The following is a 25320-nucleotide window of genomic DNA, read 5'->3' on the forward strand; positions in this document are numbered from 1 at the left end:
TTGATCAAACGACAAGTGATTTTACATAAACACATGTATATCGATAACTTGCTTGGATTTTTAAGCAAAATCAATTAGATTGATGGCGAACTGTTTTGATTGATTCTGATCAAAATTTGAAATACATTTTTGAAAACAAATTGTGACAATAACAAACTGTGTTTTTACAGTGCCATAAGTAAAGTAATGGCGCTTGGTGGGAACTTCCCTTTTTTCTGTCTAATTTAAGACCAAAGAGCTCATCATCGTGTTTTAAATGACAGATTACGCAGTCTGTATAACTGTTTAGTCACAGATTAATTGATACACTTGGCAACACTACCCACCTATACGAGGTTTTTCTTCATATGGTTATCGATTTTAAGCAAGACATTCTCTCCCCTGTTGCGACAGATTTTGCTGCGATGGATCGCCTGATTAATGAAGGAATTAGTTCAAAAGTGGGCCTCGTCATGAGTGTCAGCAAACACGTGGTAGAAGCAGGCGGCAAACGCATGCGCCCGATTATGTGCTTATTGGCAGCGCGTGCTTGTGGACTCGCCAATATGCAACAGGCACAGCATTTGGCTGCGGTGATTGAAATGCTGCACACCGCAACTTTGGTTCATGATGACGTGGTAGATGAATCGAACTTGCGCCGTGGTCGTCCAACAGCAAATGCCACTTGGAATAATCAAACAGCAGTTTTAGTCGGTGACTTTTTAATCTCGCGAGCTTTTGATTTATTGGTCGACTTAAACAATATGACCTTATTAAAAGATTTTTCGACAGGTACCTGTGAAATTGCAGAAGGTGAAGTACTGCAACTGCAATCGCAGCACCAACCAGAAACCACAGAAGAAACTTATTTAAGAATTATCCACGGTAAAACCTCTCGTTTATTCGAACTTGCCACTGAAGGTGCAGCTATTCTGGCGGGAGCAGAAGAATACCGTGAACCTTTGCGTCGCTTCGCAGGTCATTTTGGTAATGCCTTTCAGATTATCGACGATATTTTAGATTACACCTCTGATGCTGAAACATTAGGTAAAAATATTGGCGATGATTTAATGGAAGGAAAACCAACTTTACCGTTAATTTCGGCATTAGCTCATTCAACAGGCGAGGATCACGAGATCATTCGTCGCAGTATTGCAACGGGTGGTGTTGAGCATTTAGATAAAGTGATTGAAATTGTTCATCACTCGGGTGGCCTAGATTACTGTCAAAAACGTGCCCAACAGGAAACGGATGCCGCTTTAGAAGCGTTAAAAGCGCTGCCAGATAATGAATATCGCCAAGCACTGATCAATTTGACCTTAATGGCTTTACATCGACTACAATAATTTTCTGACCGCCTATGCATTTAACCTTATCTGATCTTTTTCTAAAAATGCAGGAACAGCTTGACCAACCTCAAGCTATTCTTGACGAACAACTACTGATTGAACTGGTCAATCGGATCCGTCCCAAAAATTCAAATGATGCGGATGAAGTCAAACAACGTATTCATGCGCTGATCAAAATATTATTACTGACTCCAACCTCAGCAATCCTGCTGCAAAATTTCTTACTTAAGCTCATTAGCCAATATAAACAGTTAAGCTTATATGCTGACAGCGGGATTCTATCGCTGGATGGTTTTTGGAACCAGCTGGGACAACGTCTAGGTGCGCATTTCCTCCCTTTAGTCGAAGACGGTCAACAGCTTAAAACTTTGATTGGAAAAGTGTTCCACCAAGAAAATGACAGTGAATGGCTCGATCTGATTGAGAATCAGGACTGGATTACGCTATTCAACCTATTAGGTGAAAGCCAAAGCAATACCAAAGAAAAGCAAGTTTCAAAAAATGAGCTGATTAAAGCGATTACCGTATTGTCCTATCGAATTAGTGGTATCGGTTTATATCCTGAATTTATTAATGCGCAACCTGAAATTACCGAATATGAATCGCCTTTTCTAGTTCAAAACCGAGAAATCGTAGAATTTATCGAGAAATATAAAAAGCAGATTGATGATCAAGACGCGGTTGTTGTTTTGCCGCCACCAGACGCTTCACAAGCCTTTGTAATGCTGGATCAGTGTCGTGAAGTGGTGCTCAAAATTCGCCGTGCCACCAAACGGATTGGGGTTAGTATCAGCCTGACCTATTTATTATCACTATTAGAACAGGCGATTGATCGGATTGAACTGCTGCTGACTTTATTAGCCAGTCAAAATGATGCACGTTATACCGCATTGGGTGAGCTGATCGTCGATTTGACCAAAGCTCATTACAATGAAAAAAGTGTTCGTCATTTACTGACTTCAACCAGTGAATTGATTGCCTTACAGGTAACTGAAAACGCCAGTAAAACAGGCGAACATTATGTAAGTACCGACAAAGCTGGCTTCTTTGGTATGTACAAGGCAGCTGCGGGTGCAGGTGCAATCATTGCCACCATGGCAACGCTGAAAATTTTAACTGCACGCTTGGTACTTGCACCGTTTGGTCATGCCTTTTTATATAGTATGAACTATGCGCTTGGTTTTATGCTGATCCATGTATTGCATTTTACCGTGGCGACCAAACAGCCTGCCATGACTGCTGCAGCTTTGGCATCAACCGTACAGCAGCAAAAAGGCAGCAAGACCGCACAAATTGCCGAACTGGCCGCACTGATTATTAATATTATCCGAACCCAGTTCATTGCGATTCTAGGCAATATCTCGATTGCAATCCCAACTGCGGCACTGATTACCTTTTTATGGCAATACAATCTCGGTGAACCGCTGCTCAATCATGCCAAATCAGCCGCATTGCTACATAGTCTCAACCCCTTTACCTCACTGGCGGTTCCACATGCTGCAATTGCAGGTGTTTGTTTATTTTTCTCAGGCCTAATCGCAGGATATTTCGATAACTTGGCGGTTTACCGTAAAGTCGGCCCACGCTTAAAGCAGCATCGACGTTTAAAACGCTGGATGGGACAACAACGGTTGGATAAATTTGCCAACTATATTGAAACCAATCTTGGCGCATTGGCGGGTAACTTCTTGTTCGGGATCATGCTGGGTAGTATGGGAACGATTGGATTTATCTTAGGCTTGCCTTTAGATATTCGTCATATTGCCTTTGCTTCTGCCAACTTTATCCAAGGTTTAATGACCATTGGTGGTCCTGACATTGGTTTAATTTTAGTGTCATTCTTAGGTGTGATGCTGATCGGCTTAACCAACTTATTTGTCAGCTTTACCTTGACGATTATTGTTGCTCTACGTGCACGTCGTGTTCGTTTTGCACAATGGAAACCTTTAGCTAAGTTAGTGACAACGCATTTCTTAACTCGACCAAGTGATTTTTTCTGGCCACCTAAGCAACCCGTAGAAGTTGAAGAGCAAAGCAAAAACGTATCTTCACATCACTAACTTTGTACAGAAAAAACAGCGAAGTACAAGTCTAACATTTGAACTATTTTTACGTATAATCAAACCACCAAAAATAGTTCAAATGGGTTGGTATTCCCAGCGTCTATTGTTCAATAGATCACTTCTCAGCCATGGTATCCCCTTTACCCGAAGGAGATACGATGACGTGAGTTCGTATCTCAATTTGAATGATAGAGATCAAAAAATGCTTCTATATCACTAACTATGTAAGAATTTTATGATGTATTTTGAATAAGTGGTTTGTTATTTCACTTTCGTCGAATCATGTTATATGGCAGATATTGTGGTTTTCATGATGAATCGAATACGTTAAAAACAGCTTCTTTCAATAAATACTGATGTCGATTGAAAATGAGATATACATCAAATTTTGTTATGTTTTTTTACTAGACCTTAAAAAAACACAAAAATGAAATTATCATAAAATTTCAAGACTTGACCAAAAGTGTACTCACGAGTACACTTTCTAACACTCAACAACCCTGAACAATGGTTAAGCAAATAATGAGTAGCGCATGCCATACCTATTGCTTTGTATTGGTTGCTTTTTTTTAGGACTCGGTGTGATTGGGTTAATGAATTCCAACGCATCAACTTTAGACCTTTTTAGTGTTCAAGCTTTTTTTGAACACCGTTCATTTACGCTTAATCATGTGACAGTTCTGCTCTCTCGGCTCGGTGGAATGCCTTTTTTACTATTTTTAACAACATTTTTGTGTATTTACCAAACGTGGATTAAAAATTATAAGAATGTGACGTTTATCGCTTTAAGTGTCAGTGGCAGCATTGTGATTGGTTGGCTTCTGAAATGGGGCATTGATCGGCCAAGACCAATGGAGTTTTATCACTTGGTTCAAAGTTATGGTGCATCCTTCCCAAGTGCCCATAGCCTTTATGCTGCAACCCTTGCGAGTCTAGCTATGTTGTTGTGTCAACAACATAAATATCGCACCAGTGTCATTTTAGTATCTACTTTATGGTTTATCTTCATGGGGATATCTAGAATCTATGCGGGGGTTCACTACCCAACTGACGTACTTGCCGGTTGGGGAATTGGGTTGATTTGGACTTCGTTGCTTTGGTTTGGGCTGTATCAAAGCACTTTCAGCAACAATTTGTTTTTAGATAAAAAATCTAAATTGAGGTGGAATAATGATGTCGGCTAAGCTTTGGGCTCCTGCCCTAACTGCTTGCGCATTAGCAACAAGCATTGCGCTTGTTGGTTGTAGCAAAGATCCTAAAGATGCACAGCAAGCTGCTGCTGCTCAAAAAATGCCACCTCCAGAAGTTGGTGTCATTGTTGCGCAACCACAAAGCGTTGAACAAAACGTCGAACTGTCAGGACGAACCTCTGCATATCAAGTTTCGGAAGTACGCCCTCAAACAGGTGGCGTAATCTTAAAACGATTATTTGCTGAAGGAAGCTACGTTCAAGCAGGTCAAGCACTTTATCAAATTGATGCAAATACCAACCGCGCAACAGCAGACAATGCTCGTGCAACGTTATTGCGTCAACAAGCAAACTTAAATGCATTACGCGTGAAAGAAGGCCGTTATCGTCAGCTTGTGGGAACCAATGCGGTTTCTAAACAAGAATATGATGATATCAATGCTCAAGTAAAATTAGCTGAAGCTGATGTCGCTGCATCTGAAGCTGCATTAAAAAATGCTGAAATTACATTGGGCTACTCAACTGTTCGCGCACCAATTTCTGGTCAATCTAGCCGTTCTTCGGTGACACCAGGTGCATTGGTGACTGCAAACCAAGCCGATCCATTGGTGACAATTCAACAACTAGATCCAATCTATGTTGATATCAATCAATCGAGTGCTGAATTATTGCGTTTACGCCAACAACTCAGCAAAGGCAGCTTGAATAACAGTAACAATACCCGTGTCAAAATCACGCTGGAAGATGGTTCTGAATACCCAGTGGAAGGTCAACTCGCTTTCTCTGATGCAAGTGTGAATCCGGATACAGGTACTGTGACTTTACGTGCAGTCTTCTCAAATCCAAACCATTTGTTATTACCAGGTATGTATGCAACGGCTAAAATTTCGCAAGGAGTTTTGCCAAATGCCTATCTGATTCCTCAAGCAGCTGTGTCTCGTTTACCAACAGGACAAGCAATTGCTTTAGTAGTAAATGCAAAAGGTGCGATCGAAACACGCCCAGTTAAAACTGTGGGTGTCAAAGGTCAAGACTGGATTGTAACTGAAGGCTTACAGGCTGGTGATAAAGTTGTTGTTGATGGTGTTGCCAAGGTAAAAGAAGGACAGGAAGTGTCTGCTAAACCTTATCAACCAAAAGCAGCTGAAGGTCAAAATGCAGCACCAAAAGCTGCTGAACAACAAAAGCAAGCCAATTCACCAAAAGCTGAACAAAAAGCAACTTCAGAAGCTTAAGGGGTAGATTGCATGGCTCAATTTTTTATCCATCGCCCAATTTTCGCTTGGGTGATTGCACTGGTCATTATGTTGGCGGGTATTATCACGCTGACAAAAATGCCAGTTGCACAATATCCGACAATTGCCCCCCCCACGGTAACCATTTCTGCAACTTATCCTGGGGCTTCTGCTCAAACCGTTGAAAATACGGTCACCCAAATCATTGAACAACAAATGAATGGTTTGGATGGCTTACGTTACATTTCATCGAACAGTGCGGGTAATGGTCAAGCATCAATTAACTTAAACTTTGCACAAGGTATCGATCCAGATATCGCGCAGGTTCAAGTTCAAAACAAACTGCAATCAGCAACAGCGCTTTTACCTGCTGACGTACAACGTCAAGGTGTAAAAGTGACTAAGTCTGGCGCAAGCTTCTTGCAAGTTATTGCTTTTTACTCACCAGATAACAGCCTTTCTGCATCTGACATTAAAGACTATGTGAACTCAAATATTTCTGAGCCACTGAGTCGTGTGGCGGGTGTGGGTGAACTCCAAGTATTTGGTGGTTCATATGCAATGCGTATCTGGTTAGATCCAGCAAAGCTGACGAGCTTTAACTTAACGCCTAATGATGTTGCAACAGCCATTCGTGCACAAAACTCTCAAGTTGCAGTTGGTCAGCTCGGTGGTGCGCCATCGACTGCGGGTCAAGTACTCAACGCAACCGTGAATGCACAAACCATGTTGCAAACCCCTGAACAGTTTAAAAACATCTTCCTGAAAAATACTTCAGGTGGTGCTCAAGTTCGTTTAGGTGATGTTGCACGTGTGGAATTGGGTTCTGATAACTACCAATTCGACTCGAAATTTAATGGTAGTCCTGCAGGTGGTGTTGCAATCAAACTTGCAACAGGTGCCAATGCACTGGATACCGCTGCCGCAGTTGAAAAGCGTTTATCTGAGTTACGTCATAACTATCCAAGCGGTTTAAAAGACAAGCTTGCGTATGACACCACACCATTTATTCGTCTATCAATTGAAAGTGTTGTCCATACACTGATTGAAGCAGTCGTCTTGGTATTTATCGTAATGTTCTTGTTCTTACAGAACTGGCGCGCAACGATTATTCCGACATTGGCTGTACCTGTAGTGGTATTGGGTACCTTTGCCGTGATTAATATCTTCGGATTCTCAATCAACACCTTAACCATGTTCGCAATGGTACTGGCCATCGGTCTGTTGGTAGATGACGCCATCGTTGTCGTCGAGAACGTTGAACGGGTGATGCAAGAAGAACATCTCGAACCGATTCCAGCGACTGAAAAGTCAATGAGTCAGATTTCGGGTGCCTTAGTCGGTATCACCAGTGTATTAACAGCGGTATTCGTACCGATGGCATTCTTCAGTGGAACCACTGGGGTGATTTATCGTCAGTTCTCGATCACGCTGGTTACGGCGATGATCCTGTCATTACTTGTAGCATTAACCTTTACCCCTGCCCTGTGTGCGACCTTGTTAAAACAACACGATCCAAACAAAGAAGAAAGCAACAATATTTTCGCGCGTTTCTTCCGTTGGTTTAACCGTAGCTTTGAAAAACTTTCAGAGAAATACCAAGGCGGCGTCAATCGTATGACCCACCACAAGTTATTCTCTGGTGTGCTTTATATTGTTGTGATCGCAGCGTTGGTTGGTATCTACAAAGTATTGCCATCTTCTTTCTTACCAGAAGAAGACCAAGGTGTGGTCATGACCTTAGTTCAGTTACCACCGAGCGCGAGCTTGGAACGTACTGATAAAGTCATTGATACCATGACGGGTTACTTCTTGAATAAGGAAAAAGAAAATGTAGAGTCGATCTTTACAGTTGCTGGTTTCTCATTCACAGGGGTGGGTCAAAACGCGGGTCTTGCCTTTATTAAATTAAAAGACTGGAGTGAACGTACCACACCAGAATCACAGATTGGTGCCATCATTCAACGTGGTATGGCATTGAACATGATTGTGAAAGATGCGTCTTACATCATGCCATTGCAGTTACCAGCAATGCCTGAATTGGGTGTCGCTTCTGGTTTCGATATCCAGTTGAAAGATGCAAGCGGTCAAGGGCATGAAAAGCTGATTGCTGCACGTAATGCAATTTTAGGTATGGCATCACAAGACAAACGTCTTGCAGGTGTACGTCCAAATGGTCAAGAAGATACACCGCAGTACCAGATCACCATTGATCAAGCGCAAGCAGGTGCAATGGGCGTCAGTATCGCTGATATTAACAGCACCATGAGCATGGCTTGGGGTGGTTCATATATCAATGACTTCGTTGACCGTGGTCGTGTGAAGAAAGTTTATGTCCAAGGTGAAGCGGATACCCGCATGATGCCTGAAGACTTGAACAAGTGGTATGTGCGTAATAACAAAGGCGAAATGGTTCCTTTCTCTGGCTTTGCCAAAGGTGAATGGACTTATGGTTCACCACGTCTAGAGCGTTATAACGGCGTATCATCTGTTAACATTCAAGGTACGCCTGCACCAGGTGTCAGCTCTGGTGATGCAATGTTGGCGATGGAAGAAATCATTGGTAAGTTGCCATCTATGGGCTTAACAGGTTTCGACTATGAATGGACAGGTTTATCTTTAGAAGAACGTGATTCTGGTAGCCAAACGGCTCCTCTGTTGGTTCTTTCATTATTAATCGTATTCCTATGTCTTGCTGCACTCTATGAAAGCTGGTCAGTACCCGTTTCGGTATTACTGGTTGTACCTTTAGGTATCGTGGGTGCATTTACCTTGACATGGTTAGGTATGCTGATTAAAGGTGATCCAAACTTATCCTTTAACATTTACTTCCAGGTTGCAATTGTTGCCGTAATTGGTCTTTCAGCGAAAAATGCGATCTTGATCGTCGAATTTGCGAAAGAATTACAGGAACAAGGCGAAGAGCTCTTTGAAGCAACATTACATGCTGCAAAAATGCGTTTACGCCCAATTATCATGACCACACTTGCATTTGGTTTTGGTGTATTACCATTAGCCTTGGCAAGCGGTGCGGGCGCTGGTAGCCAACACTCAGTCGGTTATGGTGTACTTGGTGGTGTAATTTCTTCAACTCTTTTAGGTATCTTCTTTATCCCTGTATTCTTCGTGTGGATTCGTAGTATCTTTAAGTACAAACCTAAAACTTTAAATACTCAGGAGCATTGATCGTGATGCAAACTGTATGGTCTATTTCCAGTCGTGGCATTGCAATCTCTGCACTCGCGCTATCTTTGGCTGCCTGCCAAAGCATGCGCGGGCCAGAGCCTGTTGTGAGTTCAGATGTTCCTGAAAGCTTCGCGTCTTATGGCAATGCTTCTGGAAAATCAATTGCGGAACAAGGTTACAAAGACTTCTTTGCTGACCAACGTTTACTGCAAGTGCTTGATCTAGCACTTGCCAATAACCGTGATTTACGTACGGCTACGTTGAACATTCAAAAAGCGCAACAGCAATACCAAATTTCGGAAAACAACCAATTGCCAACAATTGGGGCAAGTGGTAGTGCTGTTCGTCAAGTGACCCCTACCCGTGACCCAAATAATCCTTATTCAACTTATCAAGTTGGTTTGGGTCTAACTGCTTATGAGTTAGATTTTTGGGGTCGTGTACGTAGCTTGAAAGATGCAGCTTTAGATAGCTACCTCGCAACACAAAGCTCACGTGATGCAACGCAGATCAGTTTAATCAGCCAAGTGACTCAAGCATGGTTAAACTACTCATATGCGAATGCACAATTGAAACTTGCGGATCAAACGCTGAAAGCCCAACAAGACTCGTTTAACTTGAACAAGAAACGTTTCGATGTGGGTATTGATAGCGAAATCCCTGTGCGCCAAGCACAAATTTCGGTTGAAACGGCACGTAATGATGTCGCGAACTACAAGACTCAAGTTGCTCAAGCTCAAAACTTGTTGAACTTACTTGTTGGTCAGCCAGTTCCTCAGAACTTACTCCCTCAACAACAAGTGGCGAGTATCACGCAACAAAACGTGTTTAGCGCTGGCTTACCAAGTGACTTGCTCAATAACCGTCCAGATGTGAAAGCATCTGAATACCAGTTAAGTGCTGCGGGTGCGAATATTGGTGCTGCTAAAGCCCAACTCTTCCCAACTATTAGCCTGACTGGTTCTGCTGGTTATGCATCAACTGACTTGAGTGACTTATTCAAATCAGGGAATGCGTTATGGTCAATTGGTCCAAGCTTGAATATCCCAATTTTTGACTGGGGTACTCGTAAGGCCAATGTCAAAATCTCTGAAACTGATCAGAAAATTGCACTTGCTAACTATGAGAAGTCAGTACAGTCAGCTTTCCGTGAAGTAAATGATGCTTTGGCAACACGTGCTAACATTGGTGACCGTTTAACCGCTCAACGTCGTTTGGTTGATGCAACTAATACAACATACAAGCTTTCAAATGCCCGCTTCCGTGCTGGTATTGATAGCTATTTAACCGTATTGGATGCACAACGTTCTGCTTATTCAGCAGAACAAGGTTTATTGTTATTACAACAAGCAAACCTCAACAACCAAGTTGAACTTTACAAAACACTTGGCGGTGGTCTCAAAGCCTCAAGCAGTGAAACGGTAACGCATCAGCCATCGAGCTCTGAACAACATTACGCAAAAAAATAATTTCATCTTTTGCGGATAAAAAAGCTCACTTCGGTGAGCTTTTTTATTGCAACCATTGCCAATATTTCTTATCTTCAAACTGAATATATTAATGATTTAGAAAATACGATGTTACTAAGCAGTTTAGAGTCTGTACCGGGCCATGAAATCTTACGCCAGCTAGATGTGGTGTATGGCAGCACCGTTCGTAGTAAACATGTTGGTCGTGATTTGATGGCAGGTTTAAAGAATATTGTGGGTGGTGAGTTAACGGGTTATACCGAATTGCTGGAAGAGTCACGTCAGGAAGCCACTCAACGTATGATTGATAAGGCCAAAGGTTTAGGTGCCAATGCCATTGTCGGTATTCGTTTCTCAACTTCAAATATTGCCCAAGGCGCATCAGAGTTATTTGTCTATGGTACAGCGGTAGTAGTACAACCCGTTGCGCCTAAACTTCCTGATCCATTTGGCGCATAGGCAAAATTATGGATGGATTAATTTTTCAGATTGTCCTGTTTCTGATCCTATTTTCAGTCGGTTGGGGTTTTGGTCGTCATATCGAGCAGAAACACTTACGTGAACTGGATCAGAAAGAAAAGCAATTTTCCCATATCCGTATTGACACCAATCGCTTTGTAGAAACCTCAGCCTATGGGCAAATGGTCAGCAGCAATGTGGTGATCTCCCACGATTATTTTAAGTATGTACTGGCAACCATTCGAAACTTCTTTGGTGGGCGTTTGGTCAGCTATGAAAGTGTGGTGGAACGGGCGCGTCGTGAAGCTGTGGTTCGCCTGAAGCAAGAAGCGCATGCCATGGGTGCGAACCATATTATGGGGGTTCGACTCAGTACCACTGAATTGGGTATGCAAGGTGGAATGGTTGAAGTATTTGCTTATGGTACGGCAATCATCCATACACAATAAAAAAATCCTGTGCCATGCACAGGATTTTTGCTTAGGATTCGGCAAAGATCGCTTGCCAATAATGATAGGTTTTCTCTTCCCCATCTTCTAACTTAAACTGGTATGACATCTGACGAATTTCAGTAATTTCAAATTCAACAGGATGTTTGAATATACCGCCTGCATAAGCAAAGGTATGGTATTCGCCATTTTCACCACAAACATCAACGTCGCTTGGCATCCGTTTAATCAAAGCTGCATCGATATCCTGCCCAATAAACGACTCATCGAGCTTACTGGCATCAGTTACAATGATTTTGGTTTGAATGCCTGAATCCAAGAAATCCTGCATCACTTCAAGCGAGTTCAGATTCCATATCGGCTCAACCACTTCAATACCTAAAGGATGCAAACGGTCTTCACGATATTTGCGTACATCGCTGAGGTAAATATCACCAAAGATAAAGTGCTCAACACCCTGTGCCTTAAAATGATTGGCTGCATCGAGCATACGTTGCTCATAGACAGGCAGACTTTTTGGTAGAAATACAGGATAAAGTGGAATACCAATACTTTCAGCCTGCTTTTCAAGCAATGCATGTGGAATGGCATGCATAGATGACAACGCTGTTTCTTCATTGACCGTGGTTAATAAAGCAACTACCTCAAATTCATTTTGCTGTAAGACTTTATACAGTGCCAATGAAGAGTCTTTACCACCGCTCCAATTAAAAACGGCTTTCTTACGATTATTCACACTCATTTCACTTTCATTTTGCGAATCATCTTATACAACAAGTTTGGTGACAATCGAGAAACCAACACACCTAATTGTTCTTTTTTGCCACCGACCACAATATATTGCTCGCCTGCCATCAACGACTCCACCACCCGCTCAGCAAACACATCAGCATCTAAACCATTTTCAATGGCTTCATCCTGATGGCCTTGTGGCTTGCCTTCACCATTTAAGGCATTAAAAGAGACATTGGTTTTGACAAAGCCAGGGAAAACCACCGAAACTTCAACGCCATCTTTCGACACTTCAGCACGCAAACTGTTGGCCCACATATGAATCGCTGCCTTAGCCGCAGAATACGTAGCACGATATTGTGTTCCTAAAAGACCCGCGACACTGGAAACGAACACTACTCGACCTGATTTTTGTTGCAGCAAAGTCGGTAACACGGTTTTAGTAAAAAAGACCTGTGAAAAGTAGTCAACCTCCATGATGGCACGTTCAGTTTGCATCGCAGTGTCTTGAATCAAGGCACGTTGACTCAAACCTGCATTATTGATCAGCCAGTCAATACGTCCTTTACAGGCCAAGACCTGTTCATGCGCATGGCGGACTTGAGCTTCATCGGTAATATCTGCGGCAATCGAAAGATGCTGTTCGGGCTTGAGTAATCCAACGCGTACTGCTTCCAGTTCATCATAACGACGCGAGGTCAGCACCACTTGTGCACCTTGCAATGCGCATTCACGAGCTAAAGCTTTGCCTAAGCCAGATGAAGCGCCAGTAATCCAGACCACTTTATTTTCGAGAGTTTTGAGTTTTGCCATGTCCATGTCCTACCTATGCTTGATGACGCATAAATTTCAGGAAGTAATCTACATATGTTGCCGCGACTTGCTGATCAATTTGCGTGCCTAATTTTTCCAAACGCTTATAACCCAAATGTGTAGTCATATTAATGACCCCATTAAGGGTTTTATCGACCACGAAATTAAACTTGAGACATTTCTTTGGTTCACGAATCAAATGGGTCACACCAGCATCAATCACTTCAGTGAGAAGTTTGAGTGCATTTGAAATTTCTCGATGATCTCCGCCTGCCAACTTTTGGCTAGAAGCGATGACCTTCTGAGCCAAATGCTGCTCAACAGGATAAGTCATATATACCTGTTCATCTTCAAGTTGTAAGGTTTTAGAGAGGTATTCCACCAAAGGGATTAAGCGGTCATTGCCAAAAAATGAAATCGACCATGGCATATATTTGCGAATTGCTTCCAAAATTTGCTGAATCACTTTTTCAGATTCACCCGTTTGTGAATACTGCTGATTTTCTTGTAACAGCACCATAAACACTTGTTCAATCACTTCACAAGCCATTTCTGACAATACACTGCCCAAAGCATTGGCCTGACTTTCTTTATGTCCTTGCAATAATTGCGCTCGAATATGTGCAAACCTTGCATAAGTATCCGCATGAATATTTAAAAAAACGGCGGTGTCCATTTTAATAACCCTAATTGTAAGATTCCATAAAAAAAGAGCTTGTTAAACAAGCCCTTTTATCAAATCTATTTTTCTATCATTTTTGGCATTGTACACGCCGAATTTAGCACAATCTATTCTGTATCGACATGCATAAATGCTAAAAAATGATTGACGCAATCGGTTGCTGCATTGCTATCCACTTGATTACCCATTTTCTCTAAACGCTTATAACTTAAATGGGCAGTCATATTGATCACCCCATTTAAGGTTTTATCCACCACAGTATTAAAGTTGAGACATTTTTTCGGTTCACGGATCAAACTGGTCACACCCAAATCCACGATTTGAATCAAGGTTTGAAACACATCGACCATATCACTGATTTCATTATTCTTGAGTTGCGTGACCAAACGATGTGCCTGCTGCACCAATTGTCGATCAATCGGATAAGATACATAAACCTGCTCATCGTGATACTTGATCATATTGGAAAAATAATTGGCAAAGGGACACAGACGTTCATTCCCAAATAAAGCAATCGACCACGGCATATATTTACGTACCGCCCCAATGATCTGTTGAATCACCCTTTCAGATTCAGCAGTATTTTTCTGGGTGAGCTGCGTCGGCTGACGATTTTGAATCAAGAGTACCGAAAACACTTGCTCGACAATCTCACACGCAATTTCGGATAACACCTCACCCAAGATACGGGATTGGCTCTCATGCGTACCAGCATTGAGCTGTTGGCGGATGGTTTCAAATTGTCCATGTGTGACGTCATTAATTTTCAACAGGATTGAATAACTCATGAGAAGCATCCCTTTTTTAGTTTTTTGCATTCTTATATTGTTGTTTTGAGCATCAATATTTTTAAGTTATGTGATGCATTACACAAATCTAATCCTATTTGTATAAAAATCCAACGCCTTTCATCGGCTTTTTTCAAAAAAATGAAGTCTATAAAGACTTTATCTTGATTGAGCTGTCGATCATCAGGCATAAAAGCCACATGATGAAGCTGTACTAAACGTCTCCTTTATAAAAGCTCAAAAAACAGCAATTCAGACATTATTTAAGCAGCTTTTCGCATTAACACTTGGCGCGGCTGAAATGCCTACAGAAGCGAGGATTTTTTGCTACAATAGATCTAATTTTTTATTCAATTTTAATCTTCTGTACTATGACTGACGCTCAATCTGCTCAAAATATTGCAACCACTTACGATCCAACCGAGATCGAAAAGAAATGGTATCAAATCTGGGAACAACAAGGTTATTTCAAACCATCAGGTCAAGGTGAATCATTCTGTATCATGATTCCACCACCGAACGTCACCGGTAGCTTGCACATGGGACATGGCTTTAACAATGCCATCATGGATGCACTAACCCGTTACAACCGTATGATGGGTAAAAATACCTTATGGCAGCCAGGAACCGACCATGCGGGGATTGCAACGCAGATGGTGGTCGAGCGTCAATTGGGTGCGCAAGGTGTCAGCCGTCATGACTTAGGTCGTGAAAAGTTCATCGAAAAAATTTGGGAATGGAAAGAGCAATCGGGCAATACCATCACCCGTCAGATTCGTCGTTTAGGTTCGTCAGTCGACTGGTCACGCGAACGCTTCACTATGGATGAAGGCTTGTCTAATGCAGTAAAAGAAGTGTTCGTAAAACTGCATGAAGATGGCTTGATCTATCGCGGTAAACGTCTGGTTAACTGGGATCCGAAACTACAAACAGCACTATCAGACTTAGAAGTTGAATCGGATAAAGAAGAAGCAGGTTCATTGTGGCACTTCAAATATTTCTTTGAAGATAAAAACCTACGTACCCATGATGGTAAAGACCACATCGTTGTCGCGACCACTCGTCCTGAAACCTTGTTAGGTGATACCGCGGTTGCTGTGGCACTTGATGATGAACGCTATACGCACCTTGTGGGTCAGAATATTATCCTGCCAATTACAGGCCGTGCTGTTCCAATCGTTAAAGATGAATATGTAGATAAAGAATTCGGTACAGGCTGTGTGAAAATCACCCCGGCACATGACTTTAATGACTATGAAGTCGGTAAGCGTTGTGAATTGCCAATCATCAATATCTTCAACAAAAATGCTGAAGTATTGGCTGAGTTTGAATATATCGCCAAAGCGGGCGAGCAAATTTCTAAAACCATCCCTGCCCCTGCAGACTATGTTGGTTTAGAGCGTTTTGAAGCACGTAAAAAACTGGTCGAACAAGCAGAAGCTGAAGGCTGGTTAGATCAAATCCAACCTTATACGCTTAAACCACCTCGCGGTGACCGTTCAGGTGTGATCGTTGAGCCTTTATTGACAGATCAATGGTATGTAAAAATTGCACCATTGGCGCAACCTGCAATTGAAGCGGTTCAAGACGGTCGTATCAAGTTTGTTCCTGAACAGTACAGTAACATGTACATGGCGTGGATGAACAACATCCAAGACTGGTGTATCTCTCGTCAGCTTTGGTGGGGTCACCGTATCCCAGCTTGGTACGATGCTGAAGGCAACATCTATGTGGGTCGTGACGAAGCAGAAGTCCGTGCCAAAAACAACATCCCTGCTGATGTTGTGTTAAACCAAGATGAAGACGTACTGGATACGTGGTTCTCATCTGCGCTGTGGACCTTCTCAACTTTGGGTTGGACTGGCGATGCCAAGAAAGATGCGGAAAACTATTTCCTCAATACGTTCCACCCAACTGATGTATTGGTGACTGGTTTTGACATCATCTTCTTCTGGGTTGCTCGTATGATCATGTTTACGATGCACTTCATGAAGAATGAAGATGGTACGCCACAAGTACCGTTTAAAACGGTCTATGTTCACGGTCTGGTTCGTGATGGCGAAGGTCAAAAAATGTCGAAGTCTAAGGGTAACGTGCTTGACCCTCTTGACTTGATTGATGGTGTTGACCTTGAGACCTTGGTACAAAAACGTACTACGGGTCTAATGAACCCGAAACAAGCGGCGAAGATTGAGAAATCAACCCGTAAAGAATTCCCAGAAGGTATTCAAGCTTATGGTACCGATGCAGTTCGTTTCACGTTCTGTGCATTGGCGAACACGGGCCGTGACATCAAATTCGACATGAAGCGTGTTGAAGGCTACCGTAACTTTGCCAACAAAATCTGGAACGCAACCCGTTTCGTATTGATGAATGTTGAAGGTCAAACGGTTGCTCAAGAAGCGCGTCCTGAGCTGTGGGAACTTCCAGAAAAATGGATCATGAGCCGTCTGCAAAAAGCAGAGGCTGCGGTACATCAAGCATTTGCTACCTATCGTTTAGACCTTGCTGCACAAGCGATCTATGACTTTATCTGGAATGAATACTGTGACTGGTATGTTGAGTTAACTAAGCCAGTTCTGAACGATGCCAATGTCTCTGAAGAGCGTAAAGCTGAAGTTCGTCGTGTGTTACTTGCGGTGATGGAAGCATCTTTACGTTTGGCTCATCCGTTGATGCCTTATTTGACTGAAGAAATCTGGCAAACCCTTGCGCCAATGTTAGGCAAAGGCGGTGCAACGATTATGACTGCGCAATACCCTGTTCCTGATCAAGCGAAAGTGAATGATCAAGCTGAAGCAGACATGCAGTGGTTACAAGGTTTGATTGGTGCGGTACGTAATATTCGTGGTGAAATGGGCTTAGGTAATGCGCGTTTATTGCCTGTATTACTCAAGAACATTTCTGACGCTGAGCGCGAGCAAATCATCCGTATTGAAGCTTTATTCAAAGCATTGGCTAAAGTTGAAAGCATTGAGTTCTTGAGCAATGAGCAAGAACCACCGTTGTCTTGTTCTAGCGTTGTCAGCCATGCATCGGTATTTGTACCAATGAAAGGCTTGATTGATCCTAAAGCTGAATTAGGTCGTTTGCAGAAGGACTTGGATAAAGTTCAAAAGCAACATGATCAAATTGCCAATAAACTTTCAAATGAAGGTTTTGTTGCTAAAGCACCAGCAGCGGTTGTTGAGGGTGAAAAAGTGAAATTGGCTGAGTTTGCTGATCAGTTAGCGAAAATTAAGCAAAGTATGGAGCAGATTGCTGCGCTTTAAATAATTGCTAAATGATTAAAAATTAAGATAAAATCCCCTCAAATTCGAGGGGATTTTTTACATATATGAAATTAATAAATAAGTTCCAAGAGAGCTAAAAAATGTCCAAGGCCTATTCATACAGATGACAAAGACTGTTCTATAAAAAGCTAAATATAGAAGTCCTAATACTCTTTCATTTCAGTTCTTTTTTGTATATCTGTTTCTTTAAGAAAACATGCATATTCACTCAACTTAGAGAGCCTCTTCTCTCTAGGTTTTATGTCCAACCAATATTTCACATCCAAGAAGATATCATTCTCAATATCCCATATTTGCTTATAGCGGATATCAATTTCTTTTTTCCCACCAATAAACAGTTGAAAAGTATTTTTTAGAAAACCATCTTTTTGAATTACTGTTAAGTGCTCATCATCTAAACGATACAATTTTCTATCGAATAGAAAAAAAATAAACTCTTCGCAACCCAAAATTGCTACTAATTTTTTATGTTTATCTACATCAATAAAAAAACCATATCCATCCGCTGCACGATTTGTTATAGATATATTTGATTGGTCTAATTCTTTATTTTCAAAATTAAAAGAATAAAGTTTTTCTTCGTTATTAATATTTAAAAAAATTACTGGATTATTGTCCATTCTTTAAAATCCAAATAATTCTAATACTACTATGTTGCTGGATTCTATTCACGCTAAAAGTAGCAGATTTTCTAACACAGATTCGATATATCGATATTCCCTCTCCTTTTAGGAGATGAGCAGCACTGCTGCGCAAGGGGAGAGGTCTTATTAGAAAGCGACCAACATTTATTCCATAAATCATCCAAAACTCTCTCAGTATTTTTTAAAATTTCATGATTCCAATACCGTACTACTTTTAAATCCAAAGCCTCTAAAAACTTGGTTCGTCCAGCATCATATTCAATCGCATCTTCAGCTCCGTGCTGGCTGCCATCTAGTTCAATCACCAAACCCAATTCATGACAGTAAAAATCGACAATATAGGGGGCAATCACATGCTGTCTGCGAAATTTAAGATTCATAAATCGTTTAGCACGAAGTAGTTGCCACATCAGGTGTTCTGCCTCAGTTGCATTACTTCGCATAGTTTTGGCGAATTCTAATAACTGTGGGTCTAGTTTCATTTTTTTCCTATTTTTAATTTCCCTCACCCCAACCCTCTCCCTAAGGGAGAGGGAGCATCCTTTGTGAATTTGATAGTTATTCGATACGCAATAAAGTTCACTCTCCTTTCAGGAGAGGGCTAGGGATAGGTATTTTTAAAAAAGCTTACAAAACCCCATGCCCCAACAACATCTCCACCCCACTCACTTTTTTCATATGCTTTAAACGCTCTTTTTCCCACTTCAATTGCTGCTTTAACTCAGCACAATCCGCATCTATGGCTTTATACACATCCCCAATATTCAGATGCTCGGCTTTGACTTTCTTCGCCAACTGAAAAGAATCCAAAATCTCTTCAATTTGACTTTCAAGCTGCTGACTTTGTGCATCCAAAGCCAGTTTATAAAACTTCACTTGCTCGGCCGATAGCTCTTTAGCGCCTACACCTTTATTCTGTTCAAGCTGTAATTGAAGTTTCAATAAATAAAACAAATCCTGCTGTTCATAAGCCTGACTCGCTTGCTGGAATAACTCGGTTTTTTCTTCTTTCTTGGTCTCGTCTTGCTCACGGTCAGGATGAATCATCGCAGCAATTTTTAAATACACGGTTTTCAATGACTGCGCTGCCATCTGCTCAGCTTGTTCACGTTTCTGCTGTTGTCGAAGTTGTTTGGCCTGTTCCCTTGCTTGTTGCTGCTCGGCTGCATACTGCTCAAAATCATCTTGTTCTAATGCTGCACTTTGCTCATAACTTTGATGCTGTTCCAACTTGGCTGACTGTACTTTTTTAGTCTTTTTAAGCGATTGCTGGGCATGTTGCTGATAAAAAGTATCAATCTGCTTGACCAGCTTTAACTGTTCATCACTCAACATCTTGGAACGCTTTAACATTTGGGCAAGCTGAGCAATTTTTTCATCCAGTTGCTGTATATCCGCTTTGGAAAACTCATGCTGCTGTAACAGCGTCCAAAGCTGATCTAACTGCTGAAACAAAATTTCATGCAATTCACTATACACAGGCATCAGCTTTTGCCGTGTGTGTTGTTGAATCTCGGCTTGCGCATTCTGCCATGCGGCAAGGCTGATTTTTTGCTGTTCTATTTGATCAATCAGGCGATTCAGCTTCTTCTGCTGTGCAGAAGGTTGAGCCCTTTGCTTTAAATTGACTTTGAGATCAAAGGACATAATGCTGCCGCCTAAAAATTAAAAAGTGTAGCAATAATCAACCAACAAAGTCAGCAAACACTTTCAATATCGTGTTTGGACAAACAAATCGCTTAACTAAGCTTTACTCATCGCCAAATAAGGCATTGGCTGAAACGACCTTGGTGATTTTAACTTTATCTTGTTTCAGCAAGGGATAGATTTTTTGTCTAAGTACATCACTGGTCATGCTGCCATTCAAATTCAGTAACACAGGCTCTTCGCTCAGTGACCCTTTACCTAAGTATTCTTGATTCAAATCATTGGTGGTTGCTTGATTGACCACCACAAAATAGCCTGAAATGCCTTTGACCTGACCACAAGCCAAACTTTGTGGTGACCAATCCCCTTGGCGAATCACTTTTTGCAACGTATAGCCTTTGCTTTTTAATTGCTGCGCTTGCTCTGCTGTTGCGATTGGAAAATCAATCCGCTTTTGCTGTCCTTTCCAGCTCACCAACAAATGACTGGATTGACAAGATTCACGCATAACACCTCCACTTCCTCTCAGCGCGCCTTCATCTGGATCAAAACAGGATGAAATCACTTGAAAAGTCGCTTCACCACAATGCAACGACTCGGATTGATAGGTCTTGAATGGTGTTGCTTGGGCTTGGCTCAACTGAGTTAAACAGACTGATAAAAGACAAAAACTGATGAATTTATTGTTCATATGAAGTCGTATTAGAATTAAAGGTTGACTCATTCTATCTTAAAAATTGAGTGACTAAAGAAAGTCCTCATACTCCTCAATTTGAATTAAACATTAAAAATGACAAACCCAACTTTTAAGCTAAAATCCGTTATATACATCATCATTTAAATACTCGAATTGTATGAAGAATAAAGTCCTATTGCTCACCTCATTTATTTTGCTCGCTGGATGTAATGAAAAACCAAAAACATCATCAGAAAGCGATCACCCCACACAAAAGGCAGTTCAACAGACTCAAGCCGTATCAGAACCTGTGCTTATTCCCACTACACCTGAATCCGATTATCTCGCCAATAATTCAACTCCACTACCAAAAGGCTATTCAGTCGATACAACCCATCTCAAAAAGCCTTTGTTTATTGATTTTGATGGCGATGGAAATCTGGATACCTTTCGAGTGCTGAAAAACCCAAATAAAAAAGGAATGAAATATCTCTTTGAATTCCGTATCTCAAGTAGCAACAAAGTTTATTACTACGAAAATACAGATAAAGATTATGACCTCGATATTTTCGGAACTTTTGAAGTTGCACCTAAAACAGATATTTACGTGAATGAAGACTATCGCTTTGATGAAGATGGAAATATCTTAGCTGATGAGCAAATTGATCCAAAACATTATCTAAAGTTCAAAGGTGATGGTATTTCTGTCAATGTTCTAGAAGAAACCTGTGCAACTTCTGTTTTTTTCTTAACAGATGAAAAAATTAAACGAATTGCGCTGTGCTAACGCATCACGTTCATTTCATAAAAAAGCCGCCCAATTGAGCGGCTTTTTTAATCAGATAAACGTATTACTGTGCGGTATAGCCACCATCCATCACCACCGCCTGTCCTGTAATCCCTGCCCCTTTGTTGCTGGCTAAGAAAATCGCATAGTCGGCAATTTCTTCAACGCTGAGTAAACGCTTCTGTGGCACCATCGCCAAAATCACATCTTCCAAAGCACTTTCCAGACTGACATTACGGTTTTTGGCCAAGTCAGCAATTTGCCCACGCACCAAAGGCGTATCCACATAACCCGGACATAATGCATTCACGGTAATCCCGTCACGGGCACATTCCAGAGCTGCCACTTTGGTCAAACCAATCACCCCATGCTTGGCGCTGTTATACCCTGCCTTACCCGCAAAACCAATCAAGCCATTGATCGAAGACATATTGATAATCCGACCATATTGCTGCGCTTTCATAATCGGAAAAGCATGTTTAATTCCGATAAATGAACCTGTCAACATCACCTGTACCAGTTTCTGATAAATCTCTGTTGAGAAGTCTTCAATTGCTGCAACATGCTGAAAACCTGCATTGTTAATCAGGATATCTAAACATCCAAAAGTTTGTGTGGTCAAATCAATTGCCGCTTTATAAGCCTGTTCATCTGTTACATCACAAGGCGCAGACAAAGCCTCAAAACCCTGCTGTTTTAACTGCTCCACCGCTTGCTGGCATTTCTCGGCATTAACATCAGAAATCACCACTTTCGCACCTTCCTGAGCAAATTTTTTCGCAATTTCTAATCCAATACCGCTCGCCGAACCAGTAATAAAGGCCACTTTGGCTTCGAGTTGTTGAGTCACTGTGTTACTACTCCTATTCTTAATCATTTTGATTGCTCACCAGTCAGTACTGGCAAGCTCAAATTAAAATTCAACTAGACAATACCGAACCATGTAAATGCAGCAATCACCACAAATACCGCTAAGGTTTTAATAATGGTGACCGCAAAAATATCTTTATAGGATTGCTTATGAGTTAAACCTGTGACCGCAAGCAAGGTAATCACCGCGCCATTATGCGGCAGTGTGTCCATACCGCCCGATGCCATCGCCACCACGCGATGCATCACTTCTGGTGGAATACCTGCCGCCACAATAGCGGCGTTATAAGTTTCAGCCATCGCACTCAAGGCAATACTCATCCCCCCCGATGCCGAACCAGTAATCCCTGCCAATACGGTCGTGGTCACCGCACCATTGACCAAAGGATTGGTAAAGGTGGTACCGAGTGCATGACTAATCAAAGCAAAGCCCGGCAATGCCGCAATAATCGCACCAAAACCATATTCAGAAGCGGTATTCATCACTGCCAATAATGAACCACTGATACTGGCATTGACGCCTTCTTTAAAGTTGGTTACCACGCGCTGATAATCAAATAAAATTGCGGCAATAATCCCGACAATCAAGGCCAAACCCACTGCCCAAATCGCCCCAGTTTTTGCTACATCAACAGTGTAGTTGGCTAAACCAATTGCATTAAAATCAAAACCATTCGGATACCATTCTTTGATGGCTGTGGATAGATAACGGTTCATCACCGCAACCAGAATCAACGGCACAAAGGCCATGCCTTGACGTAGTACTGAACCATTGTGCTGCGTAGATTGTTCAACATCGGCAGTCGCTGGTGTGACTGCCTCTTCAGCAGCAAAACCAGCATAACCTTCACCTGTACGAACAGCAGCTTTACGGCGTGATTCCAGATAGAGTAGACCCATGCTCAAGACGAAAATCGCCCCAATGACACCTAAAAACGGCGCTGCATAAATATTGGTGCCAAAGAAGGTGGTCGGAATTACGTTCTGAATTTGTGGTGTCCCCGGCAAGGCATCCATGGTGAATGTAAATGCGCCTAGGGCAATAGTGCCGGGAATCAAACGTTTTGGAATATTGGCTTGTTGGAACAACTGATTGGCAAATGGATAAATCGCAAATACCGCCACAAACAGACTGACACCGCTATACGTCAGAATTGCACCGAGTAAAACCACCGTTAAAATGGCTTTCTTTGCACCAATCAAATTGACAATAGTACGGGCAATCGACTCGGCAATACCCGACATTTCTACCACTTTGCCAAAGATTGCACCAAGCAAGAACACCAAGAAATAGTCTTTAATGAAATTGACCATCTTCGGCATGAAAACGCCCGAATAAAACGGCAGCACATTGGCGGGGTTAATCAGAAAAACCGCGAGCAATGCACATAACGGCGCCATGAGAATCACGGAAAAACCGCGATAGGCCGTGTACATCAGCAAGCCTAAAGACAGCAGAATGACAAATAAGTCCCACATATTCTTTTACTCCATTCCAAAGAATATATGTCAGGGTCAACCAAATTATTTTTTTTATACTGTGTGGTGGTTATCCTAACCATAAATAAAATCAAAATACTGCTAATTACAGTACAGAATCTAAAACCATGACGCATGTTAAAACGTATTTTAAAATAGCATTAAAATCACAAAAAACAAGATGATTAAAACAAAATACAATATTTTTAATTGTTTATAAAAATCAATATCTTACATAAATTAAAATTAAATAATTTAATTGATTAATAAAACAAATCAACTATTCAAAAATACTCATCAATCCCATTCAGTTATATTTAGCTTATTCTTTTTAAAATCCATTTTTCGATATTAAGCTACAATAAATCAATAATCGCATATCGCATTTTTAAAAATAAACGGCTTGCCTCTCGCCACCGAATTAACAAAAATGCCAGTCACAATGTGCTGTTTTTTTTATAAATTACAGCATATAAATCAAAAACTTTCCGCATAGGTCGTCCACCATGACTTTAAAGCAACTCAAAGCATTTCTGGCTTTGACTCGTACCCTGAATTATGCAAATGCCTCTGCTGAATTGCATCTCAGTCAATCTGCTTTAAGTCTAAGTATCAAATCACTGGAAGAAGAACTGGGCGGCAAGCTGTTTAAACGCAATACCCGTCGGGTTGAACTAACACAGGAAGGAAAATCATTGATCCCCTATGCCAAGAAATTACTGGCCAATTGGGAAGATATGGAAAAAGACGTCAAGCAACGATTTAAACTCAATCGCGGCACACTGAATATTGCCTCGATGCCCTTTGTCACCCATGCGATTTTGCCGCAAGTCATTCATAGTTTTTTAGCCAAACATCCCAATATCAGCTTTTCCATTCATGATATTCCCAATGAAAAAGTACTGGAAAATGTTCAGGATGGTATTTTTGAAATTGGGATTTGCTTTGAGCCACCGCGCAATGATCAACTGGAATTTAAGCCTTTATTTGAGGAAGATTTCCTTGCGCTCTTACCGAAAACACATCCACTAGCAAGCGCGGATTCGATCAGTTGGAAACAGCTGTGTGCCAATCCCTTTGTGACCTTGCAGCATCCCTCCATTGTTCGGCATCTGATTGAAGAAAACTGTCTTAAAAACCATCTAACTTTAGATTTAAAAGTCGAATGTCATCAAATCAGTTCCCTCTCCAGCTTTGTCGCATTGGATATGGGAGTCAGTGCCATCCCCCGTCATTTTCAAAACTTTATCGACAAGGAACATAATGTCTTAATCGAAATTGAGGATGGCAAATTGCCGCAAGCGATTGGCATTGTCTATAAAAAAGACTTTGAGCTTTCCAATATTTCAGCCGAGTTTATCGAGATCTTGCTACAACATGATTTTGGCTAACCCTGATTGACTGCTACACCAATACAGACTCGCTCCGTCATCCTGCCCTTTTGAGTAAAATAGATGAAATTTATTGTATTAATGAGTTTCCCTCATTAATCCTTTAAAAATTTAAACTTCTGTAAATAATCCCTGAGTGC

The 25320-nt window shown here is 41.5% G+C and carries 21 protein-coding genes; 11 read left to right on the forward strand and 10 right to left on the reverse strand.

Going from position 1 to position 25320, the window contains the following annotated elements; all coding sequences use genetic code 11:
* The first annotated feature begins 347 nt into the window (after window positions 1-347).
* From sdsA to B2727_RS06360, 8 genes are all read left to right on the forward strand, one after another.
* Complete coding sequence (gene sdsA, locus B2727_RS06325; protein WP_004803115.1) at window positions 348-1325, forward strand: All-trans-nonaprenyl-diphosphate synthase; 978 nt, start codon at window positions 348-350, stop codon at window positions 1323-1325.
* Between the two features lie 14 nt (window positions 1326-1339).
* Window positions 1340-3388, forward strand: a complete 2049-nt coding sequence (locus B2727_RS06330) for a site-specific recombinase (RefSeq protein WP_033133583.1) — start codon at window positions 1340-1342, stop codon at window positions 3386-3388.
* Window positions 3389-3924: 536 nt separating this feature from the next.
* Window positions 3925-4575, forward strand: a complete 651-nt coding sequence (locus B2727_RS06335; protein ID WP_033133584.1) for a phosphatase PAP2 family protein — start codon at window positions 3925-3927, stop codon at window positions 4573-4575.
* Window positions 4562-5815, forward strand: coding sequence for an efflux RND transporter periplasmic adaptor subunit (locus tag B2727_RS06340; protein ID WP_005205916.1), 1254 nt, complete (start codon window positions 4562-4564; stop codon window positions 5813-5815). The genes B2727_RS06335 and B2727_RS06340 overlap by 14 nt, the downstream gene beginning before the upstream one ends.
* A 12-nt stretch (window positions 5816-5827) precedes the next feature.
* The gene (adeJ, locus tag B2727_RS06345) at window positions 5828-9001 is read left to right on the forward strand and encodes a multidrug efflux RND transporter permease subunit AdeJ (protein WP_033133585.1); all 3174 of its coding nucleotides are present in this window, start codon (window positions 5828-5830) and stop codon (window positions 8999-9001) included.
* A gap of 5 nt (window positions 9002-9006) precedes the next feature.
* Window positions 9007-10470, forward strand: coding sequence for a multidrug efflux RND transporter AdeIJK outer membrane channel subunit AdeK (adeK, locus tag B2727_RS06350; protein ID WP_005205918.1), 1464 nt, complete (start codon window positions 9007-9009; stop codon window positions 10468-10470).
* Between the two features lie 108 nt (window positions 10471-10578).
* Window positions 10579-10929 carry a YbjQ family protein gene (locus B2727_RS06355; RefSeq protein WP_005296351.1) on the forward strand — a complete coding sequence of 117 codons (351 nt, stop codon included), beginning with the start codon at window positions 10579-10581 and terminating at the stop codon, window positions 10927-10929.
* A gap of 8 nt (window positions 10930-10937) precedes the next feature.
* Window positions 10938-11378 (forward strand): YbjQ family protein, encoded by a 441-nt coding sequence (locus B2727_RS06360; RefSeq protein ID WP_033133586.1) that lies wholly within the window; start codon window positions 10938-10940, stop codon window positions 11376-11378.
* 31 nt (window positions 11379-11409) lie between these two features.
* On the opposite strand, the gene B2727_RS06365 is transcribed toward B2727_RS06360, so the two are convergent.
* The 4 genes from B2727_RS06365 to B2727_RS06380 all read right to left on the reverse strand — a co-directional run bounded on the left by B2727_RS06365 (window position 11410) and on the right by B2727_RS06380 (window position 14393).
* Window positions 11410-12120, reverse strand: a complete 711-nt coding sequence (locus B2727_RS06365) for a diphthine--ammonia ligase (protein WP_033133587.1) — start codon at window positions 12118-12120, stop codon at window positions 11410-11412.
* Window positions 12117-12923 carry an SDR family NAD(P)-dependent oxidoreductase gene (locus B2727_RS06370; protein ID WP_033133588.1) on the reverse strand — a complete coding sequence of 269 codons (807 nt, stop codon included), beginning with the start codon at window positions 12921-12923 and terminating at the stop codon, window positions 12117-12119. Before B2727_RS06370 ends, B2727_RS06365 begins: the two co-directional genes overlap by 4 nt.
* A gap of 13 nt (window positions 12924-12936) precedes the next feature.
* Window positions 12937-13599 carry a hypothetical protein gene (locus B2727_RS06375; RefSeq protein WP_033133589.1) on the reverse strand — a complete coding sequence of 221 codons (663 nt, stop codon included), beginning with the start codon at window positions 13597-13599 and terminating at the stop codon, window positions 12937-12939.
* Between the two features lie 113 nt (window positions 13600-13712).
* Window positions 13713-14393 (reverse strand): hypothetical protein, encoded by a 681-nt coding sequence (locus B2727_RS06380; RefSeq protein WP_005322691.1) that lies wholly within the window; start codon window positions 14391-14393, stop codon window positions 13713-13715.
* 371 nt (window positions 14394-14764) lie between these two features.
* Between B2727_RS06380 and B2727_RS06385 the strand changes: the two genes are divergently transcribed.
* Window positions 14765-17665 (forward strand): valine--tRNA ligase, encoded by a 2901-nt coding sequence (locus B2727_RS06385; protein ID WP_033133590.1) that lies wholly within the window; start codon window positions 14765-14767, stop codon window positions 17663-17665.
* 164 nt (window positions 17666-17829) lie between these two features.
* Here B2727_RS06385 and B2727_RS06390 read toward each other — a convergent pair whose 3' ends face one another.
* From B2727_RS06390 to B2727_RS06405, 4 genes are all read right to left on the reverse strand, one after another.
* Window positions 17830-18306 carry a hypothetical protein gene (locus B2727_RS06390; protein ID WP_033133591.1) on the reverse strand — a complete coding sequence of 159 codons (477 nt, stop codon included), beginning with the start codon at window positions 18304-18306 and terminating at the stop codon, window positions 17830-17832.
* Between the two features lie 71 nt (window positions 18307-18377).
* The gene (locus tag B2727_RS06395) at window positions 18378-18812 is read right to left on the reverse strand and encodes an endonuclease domain-containing protein (RefSeq protein WP_081406948.1); all 435 of its coding nucleotides are present in this window, start codon (window positions 18810-18812) and stop codon (window positions 18378-18380) included.
* Between the two features lie 145 nt (window positions 18813-18957).
* Window positions 18958-19977: a molecular chaperone DnaJ gene (locus B2727_RS06400; RefSeq protein WP_033133592.1), complete on the reverse strand. Its 1020-nt coding sequence runs from the start codon at window positions 19975-19977 to the stop codon at window positions 18958-18960.
* Window positions 19978-20080: 103 nt separating this feature from the next.
* Entirely contained in the window at window positions 20081-20668 is a 588-nt protein-coding gene (locus B2727_RS06405) for a hypothetical protein (protein WP_033133593.1), read from the reverse strand.
* 163 nt (window positions 20669-20831) lie between these two features.
* Between B2727_RS06405 and B2727_RS06410 the strand changes: the two genes are divergently transcribed.
* Window positions 20832-21440 (forward strand): hypothetical protein, encoded by a 609-nt coding sequence (locus B2727_RS06410; protein WP_033133594.1) that lies wholly within the window; start codon window positions 20832-20834, stop codon window positions 21438-21440.
* 64 nt (window positions 21441-21504) lie between these two features.
* Here B2727_RS06410 and B2727_RS06415 read toward each other — a convergent pair whose 3' ends face one another.
* Window positions 21505-22290 (reverse strand): 3-hydroxybutyrate dehydrogenase, encoded by a 786-nt coding sequence (locus B2727_RS06415; RefSeq protein WP_033133595.1) that lies wholly within the window; start codon window positions 22288-22290, stop codon window positions 21505-21507.
* 74 nt (window positions 22291-22364) lie between these two features.
* Window positions 22365-23789 carry a GntP family permease gene (locus B2727_RS06420; RefSeq protein ID WP_033133596.1) on the reverse strand — a complete coding sequence of 475 codons (1425 nt, stop codon included), beginning with the start codon at window positions 23787-23789 and terminating at the stop codon, window positions 22365-22367.
* Window positions 23790-24295: 506 nt separating this feature from the next.
* Here B2727_RS06420 and B2727_RS06425 point away from each other — a divergent pair.
* Window positions 24296-25180 (forward strand): LysR family transcriptional regulator, encoded by an 885-nt coding sequence (locus B2727_RS06425; protein ID WP_004803082.1) that lies wholly within the window; start codon window positions 24296-24298, stop codon window positions 25178-25180.
* Window positions 25181-25320: the final 140 nt, after the last annotated feature.

Source organism: Acinetobacter sp. UBA991 (assembly GCF_002292065.1).
Classification (GTDB): domain Bacteria; phylum Pseudomonadota; class Gammaproteobacteria; order Pseudomonadales; family Moraxellaceae; genus Acinetobacter; species Acinetobacter higginsii.